This is a genomic window from Micromonospora sp. NPDC051296 (assembly GCF_040682255.1).
Lineage (GTDB): Bacteria > Actinomycetota > Actinomycetes > Mycobacteriales > Micromonosporaceae > Micromonospora > Micromonospora craterilacus.
This window is the reverse complement of record NZ_JBFBAO010000411.1, coordinates 1-5688: the sequence shown is the minus strand read 5'-3', so window position 1 is coordinate 5688 and position 5688 is coordinate 1. Positions and strand designations below refer to the sequence as shown.

Below are 5688 nucleotides of genomic sequence, written 5' to 3'. Positions count from 1 at the left end.
GGGGCGTACCCGTCGCCACCGGCAGCCCGCTCGACCAGCGGTATTCCCAGCCCAGGTTGACCAACTGGTTGACCACCGAGGCGGGCCGGCCGTCACCGTCATGTGCGGAAGCTGAGCGCCGACCCAACACACAATTGAGACAGCCGAGATCCAGATTCTCTCATATCGGAAAATGGACCATTGCGCAGATCGTCCGATTAAACCAAACAGACGGAGGCGCATAGACGAATGGCAAGTATCCTCCCGCTGTACCAGACTGGTACATTGCCACACGTCGCGCGCCGGGCCGTCCGGCCACGGTATGCCTAGGCTGACGGGCTTCCGTGGGTCGACAAATCGGGCACTTCCCGGCACTCCCGGGGTGACACACACGTGGGGATATCGGCTTGACTTCTGGCCTTCTTTGGCATCCTGGTCCGCGCAGCTCGTCAGCGCGAGAATCGGATCGACCATGATCGCGGTACGTTTCTACCGGGCGCTACCGAGGCGCTATCGGCTCCAGCTCGTCCAACTTCTCCCGCCCCAGCGGCAGCTGTGGCTTGTCCGTCGACTGACCAGGCTGGCACCACGACGGGCTCAGACGCCCATCGGCCGGGTGCACCGGGTCCGTGACCACGGCAGCCGGGTGGGCGCCGAGGTGGTCGACCAGGCGTCTCCCCTTGGGCAGTGGAAGCGCAACCTTGACCTGGTGACCCAGGCGCTCGACGGTGCTGGCATCGAATACTTCTGCGTCCGCCACGCCAACGACATGCGGAGCGCGGTCGCCGTGCCCCTCGCGCGCAAGGGCGAGGCACTCCGGGCGCTCCGGCAACTCGCCGGACAACCGCAGGTCACTGTGCGCCTGGTCAACGCGGCGGGCAAGCGCGTCAGCGCCAAGCAGCATTCCGCCATCGTCCAGGTCTTCCACTCCGTGTCCGACGCCGGTGGCACCACGGTCTACGGTAGCGGCTTTGCCTCAGAGGTCGAGTTCTGGCAGGTGGTGACGCCAGGCGGCACGCCCATTACCGAAACGGTCGCACCGCGGGGCAACCAGGTCGCGAGTTCCCTACCCGCGCAGGGCCAGTCCGTCGCCGTGCCGGCCTCGCGGCTGACTCGGCTCGCGCCCGAGTGTGGTGAGCCGGGCGTTCACCGGAGCCGGGCGGAGTTCGCGAACCTCGGGTACGAGCACGTCACCTTCCCGATCGATGCCGTCTACACCTGGGTGGACGGGAACGACAGCGACTGGCAGCAACGGAAGAACCTGGCACTGCTGGGACAGTCGGATACCGAGATCAACGGCGTCGCCGCCAACCCGTCCCGCTTTGTCAGCCGGGACGAGCTGCGCTACTCGTTGCGTTCGCTGGTGGCCTTCATGCCCTGGATCCGGATGATCTACCTGGTCACGGACGACCAGATTCCGCCCTGGCTGGACGTGGCCCACCCCATGATCAAGGTGGTTCGGCACCGTGACATCTTCGCCGGAACGGGCCGACTGCCCACCTTCAACTCACACGCCATCGAGTCCCGCCTGCACCGCATCGCGGGCCTCAGTGAGCACTTCATCTACGTCAACGACGACATGTTCTTCGGCCGTCCCCTGTTGCCGACCAAGTTCTTCCACGCCAACGGGCTCGCCAAGTTCTTCCCCTCCCCGGCGCAGCTCGATGTCGGGCCGCCGACGATCTACGACGCCCCGGTGACCGCCGCGGGGAAGAACAACCGACGACACATCCAAGACCGGTTCGGGCGCATGATCACGCAGAAGATGCGCCACGTACCGTACCCGCTCCGCAAGAGCGTCCTGGAGGACATCGAGCGGCAGCTCACCGAAGACGTGCTCGGCACCGCCGAGCACCAGTTCCGGCACCCTGCCGACCTGTCCATCCCGTCGTCCTTGCAGCACTACTGGTCGTTCCTGTCGGGCAAGGCGGCACCCGGGTCCATCGCGTACACCTACGCCGACCTGGCTCATCCGTCCACACCGGTCCAGTTGGCGAGGCTCCTTGGCCGTCGCGATCGCGACGCCTTCTGCCTCAACGACACTGACTCGGCGGAGGTCTCACTCCCCGAACAGCACGCGATGCTGACCGAGTTCCTGTCGGCGTACTTCCCGTTCCGCGCGCCGTTCGAGCTTCCCGCCGACGTCGAGGCGGAGCGGGCCCGTCAAACGGCGACTGCGCTCGCCGCGTCAAGCCTGCCGTTGGAGGCCACGATCAGCCCGATCCGGCCGCCCCGCGAAGGCCACCAGGCCAGCGCTGCCATCAACGGCCGCGAGCCGGTCGGATGAGCCCGAGCGACCGTCGACGGTCGGCCCAGCCCCCACTGCGACTGCTTCAGGTGGTCTACGGTGCCCGCCGCCGGGTGGGCTTGGTGGCGGATCGACTCACCCGACGGACCAACCACCTGCGCCGCGATCCCGTCGCCGAACTGCCCCGAGCCATCTGCGAGTACTTCGGCGTGCTCGACGGGCGGACCCTGCACCTGCACGCCCTGCTACCCACCGCCGCCGGTCGCGCCCCGAAACGGGCGACCCTGCTCTTCATCCAGGGCAATCGTCAGGTGGAGTGCCCGGCAACAAGCGATTCGGGCGGCGACACGGTCTCGGTGACGGCTCGGGCCGCATTCGGGGACGGTGCCGAAGAAATCTCCCTCGGCAAGGGCATCTGGTCGCTGGCGCTCGCGGTGTCGGACGAGGCGGGTGAGCGGCGACTCGCGCTGCGCACCACCGAGGTAGAGGAGCACGACGGGCCGACCGTGGCAGCCCCGCTACATCCGGTTTCCGGCTGGCGGTACGAGCCGGGCTGCGGCAACCACGGACTGGCCCAGCTCACGGTGGTGGGCCCCAAGGCCCGGGCTGAGGTGATCCGGCTGGAGACCGCACGCACCGAGGCTCGTATCCAGGCACGGTTCATCGGCGTCCGATCGCTGGAAGACCCGGCGGTGGTCTTCACTTCGCGCGGTGGCGGCTCGGATCTGGTGGTGCCGATCGACCCGGTCGATGGGCGCTTCGAGTTCGTCGTGCCCCTGGCCGATCTGGCGTCCGGTCCGCCCGGTGCCGAGGTGATCTGGGAGGCATGGGTACGCACCTCCCCCGCTCGCATGATCCGCCTCGGCCGGTTCCTGCACGATCTTCGGGATCCACGGACCGTCCTGCGGGTCAGCCGGACCGCCGTGACGATCGACGACCGACGCTTCGTGGGATACCGGCCCTACTACACCAAGGCCGGCAACCTGGCCGTCGCCTGCCTGCACTACACGGGGGCACCAACATGAAGATCACCTTCCTCCTGAACACGGCCGACGCGCTCGGCGGCACCGAACGGGCCATTTTGACCCAGGCTGACTACCTGGCCCGGCGGCATGACGTCGAAGTGATCAGCGTGTTTCGCACCAGCGAGACGAGCTTCTTCTCCATTGACGAGCGGGTGCGCCGGCGTTACCTGGTCGACCTGACCGGGCCCAATCCCCGACCGCAGCGGCCCACGCCGGTTGACGACGCCACCTACGACGCCCTGGCCCGCAGCAGCAGCCAGCTGATCCCCCGACAGTGGGAGAGGCAGTTCAACCGTTTGGCCGACCTGGAAGTCGAGCGGGCCTTGCGATCACTTGACGCCGACGTCCTGGTCTCGTCATCACCCGCGTTGATGTCCCTGGCAACCACGCTGGCGCCTCCCGGAGTAGTGACGGTGCACCAGGAGCACCGGCCGTCGCAGCTACGCGGCGGGACCGGCCGGCCACTGTTCCAGATGACTCCGCGGCTGGACGCCCTGGTGGTTCTCACCGACCGGACCAAAGACTGGTTTGTCGACACCTTCGGCGCATCCCGCCCCCGGCTGGAGGTCATCCCCAACAGCATTCCCGACGGCTTCCGACCCCGCTCCGACGTCCGTAACCGGGTGGTGGCCATCGCCGGGCGGATGGTGCCCGAGAAGCGGATCGACCACGCGATCCGCGCTTTCGGCAAGGTAGCCGCCGCGCACCCGGACTGGACCCTGCGTGTCTACGGCGACGGTCCCCTGTTGTCGGACATGCGCCGGCTCGCCGCCGACCTTGGCCTGCACGACAACGTGCAGTTGGTCGGCGCGACCGATCGGATGACCGAGGAGTGGGCGAAGGCGAGCATCGCGATGCTCTCCTCACGGGACGGCGAGGCGCTGCCGCTGGTGCTGCTGGAGGCATTCGCTGCGGGTGTCCCCGCGGTGAGCTACGACATCCAGACCGGGCCAGCCGAGATCATCACTCATGGTATTGACGGCCTACTGGTCAGCTCTGGCGACGAGGACCAGCTCGCGCAGGCGCTGATCCGGCTCATCGCCGACGACGAGCTACGCCGCAAATTCGGGGCCAACGCTCTCGTCGCCGCCGAGCGCTACCGCATCGGTCCGATCATGCAGCGGTGGGAGAACCTCTTCGCCGAGCTGATCGCCGAGCACCCCAATAGCGAGCAGGCCCGCGCCGACCGACTCGCGACATGGCTGGCGCGAGCCGGTGGATCCGGCTTCGCACCCGCCGCCCCCCGTCCCGGCCACGTCGCTACCGGCCTTGACCTGGAGTCGCGTGAGCAGCAGATCGACCAAGCGGTGCCCGGGCTGGTACGCAGCGGTGGCCGGCTGAGCACCGTCCGCGATGACCTGATCCCCGCCGATGTGGCGCACGCGAACCTCACGGCTGTGGTCGATGTACTCGAACAGCGCGACATCCCGTACTGGATCGCTCGGGATCCGGGCGTGCGGCATCGCGTCGTTGTCTCGCTGGAGCACCAGGAGGCGGTGCTGGCCGCCTTCGCTACCGACTTCGCCGCGGCGCCCTTCTACGCCGAGACCCTGGCCGCCGGCGCCAAGGTGACCTCGGTGACGCTGGCAGCTTGCCTGGCCGACGAGCCCCGGGCCGCTGACGCGGTCGGCCTGCGGGTGTTCCGGCCCGTTGTTTCGACGTCCCGAACCCTGCGCTACGGCCCCGCCCTCGGCTGCGATGTCGAATTCTGGGTGCCCACGCCCGACGGCGACACACTCACCGCAACCCGCCGCACCCTTTTGGGTGACACCATGCCGGCCGCGGCGATGGTGCCGGCGACCGTCACCATCCGGGACCGGCAACATCCCACCACCGAACCGTTCACCCGCCGGCTCGTGTCCGATGTGGACTTCCCCATCGACGTGGTCTACACCTGGGTTGACGGTGCCGATCCGGCGTGGCTGGCGAGTAAGAACAGCACCCTCGCGGAATCGGGTCGGACTCCGGTCGACGCGGCGGAGAGCATCGCGCGATTCCGGGACCGCGCAGAGTTGCGCTACTCACTGCGCTCCATCGACATGTACGCGCCATGGGTGCGCAACATCTACCTGGTCACCGCCGGGCAGACCCCGGCCTGGCTGGACACCGACCATCCGCAGATCACCGTTGTGGACCACCGGGAGCTGTTCGGCTACCGGGGGGCGCTGCCAACCTTCAACTCGCACGCCATCGAATCGCAACTGCACCAGATCGACGGCATGGCCGAGCATTTCATCTACTTCAACGACGACTTCTTCCTGGGACGCCCTATCGGGCCGACGCAGTTCTTCCGCAGCAACGGCCTAGCGCAGTTCTTCCTCTCCCCGACGTCAATCCCGATGGTCGGCGTGAGCGCGGAGGACGACTTCAACTTCAGCGCGGCGAAGAACAACCGGCGCCTCATCCAGCAGGCGTTCGGCGCCACCCTCACCCATG

General features: G+C 67.8%; 3 protein-coding genes. All 3 read left to right on the top strand.

Annotation, left to right across the window (positions count from 1 at the left end; translation table 11 throughout):
- Positions 1 to 451 precede the first annotated feature (451 nt).
- A complete protein-coding gene (locus AB0M52_RS29450) occupies positions 452 to 2266 on the top strand; it encodes a stealth family protein (protein ID WP_363960491.1) in 1815 nt (604 codons plus the stop codon).
- The gene (locus AB0M52_RS29445) at positions 2263 to 3252 is read left to right on the top strand and encodes a hypothetical protein (protein WP_363960488.1); all 990 of its coding nucleotides are present in this window, start codon (positions 2263 to 2265) and stop codon (positions 3250 to 3252) included. Before AB0M52_RS29450 ends, AB0M52_RS29445 begins: the two co-directional genes overlap by 4 nt.
- Positions 3249 to 5688 (top strand): Stealth CR1 domain-containing protein (locus AB0M52_RS29440; protein ID WP_363960485.1); only part of this gene is annotated, 2440 nt, incomplete at its 3' end. The genes AB0M52_RS29445 and AB0M52_RS29440, both read left to right, overlap by 4 nt.